We start from the raw sequence: 1,177 nt of genomic DNA on the forward strand, positions 1-1,177 counted from the left end.
AGCCCAGGTTACCGGTAAGCCGGTCATCCGGTTTCCGTATTCCCCCCTGAACAAACAGCACAGAGCGCTGGTTATCATACAGCGGAAGCAGTAAATCCCCGCTGCTGTGGCTCCAGTTGCCGTGCCGGTCAACATTAAGCTGAATGCGCGCGGTACCGTACTGTCCCAGCCACGCCTGCAGTGCACCGGAGGCTTCACCGGCCGCCAGAGAGGCCGCCGCATCAGGCGTGTTGCCGGCAGTCAGCAGCCCGGCCCCTTCCGTCATTGCGGAGGAATAAGGCAGGTAAGCGCTGTCATCCGCCGGGTGGTCTGAAGAAAACGGAGAACGTGAGAGAGACGCAGATACCTGCGGGTCAGGGACCGCGGGCGTGAGGGTTGCTGCCGACAGCCGGGAAACCGGCGACACTATCAGCAGAAGCTGGAGCACAATCTGACACCGCGCGGCGGCACGGAACAAGGTGATGTTATTCATGATAACCCCGAAACAAGGAAAATATACCCGCCAGTAAACGCGAAATAAGCACACCCGTTCACGGCGGAGAAAATAATGTTTAACCAGATACAGCAATAATAACGCCGCGCGATAAAATCGACAAAACCGAATAAATCGACCAGGGCTATTAACACAAGCAAAAACAATCCCCTTAAACTATCAATACTGCTGGCAACAAAATAAGAAAAAACCTTTTTTTTCAGTAAAAAAGCGATTTATCTAGCAGGAGAAAGTAGAGAAATGAAAAAGATGTCATATGGTACTAAACCCCATGCTGCAACAAATATTTAACCACACCGGTTTAATAAGCATTGATAATCCTGCCCCCCGTATGAGGCAACTGCTGGGATAATGCGGTAGCAGAATCGTTCTTCAGTTCGCTGAAAAAAGAACGGTTAATGCCTTCAATAGTTGGTTTCTGTGATATTCTTCCGTTATTAGAGGTTCCTGCATGGCTACCGTGACTGTTCATTGTCCCCCGCTGCCATTCCGGTGAAGTTTATCGACATGGCCTCAGCCCGACTAAGCGCGAGCGTTTCCGGTGTCGGTCCTGTCGCCACGTATTCCAACTCACCTATAGCTACGAAGCACGGAAGCCGGGAATCAAAGAGCAGATCGTTGATATGGTCTTCAACGGTGCTGGCGTTCGTGATACCGCCAGCACTGAGCCTGTACATAGATTTG

The 1,177-nt window shown here is 51.3% G+C and carries 1 protein-coding gene and 1 pseudogene; one reads left to right on the forward strand and one right to left on the reverse strand.

Annotated features, from left to right (window positions below):
- Window positions 1-472 (reverse strand): inverse autotransporter beta domain-containing protein (locus NG99_RS30110; protein ID WP_034898333.1); only part of this gene is annotated, 472 nt, incomplete at its 3' end.
- A 472-nt stretch (window positions 473-944) separates the two neighbouring features.
- Here NG99_RS30110 and NG99_RS28550 point away from each other — a divergent pair.
- Window positions 945-1,177, forward strand: a pseudogene (locus NG99_RS28550) (IS1 family transposase); the annotation flags it as partial.

The sequence above is a fragment of the Erwinia typographi genome (assembly GCF_000773975.1).
Lineage (GTDB): Bacteria > Pseudomonadota > Gammaproteobacteria > Enterobacterales > Enterobacteriaceae > Erwinia > Erwinia typographi.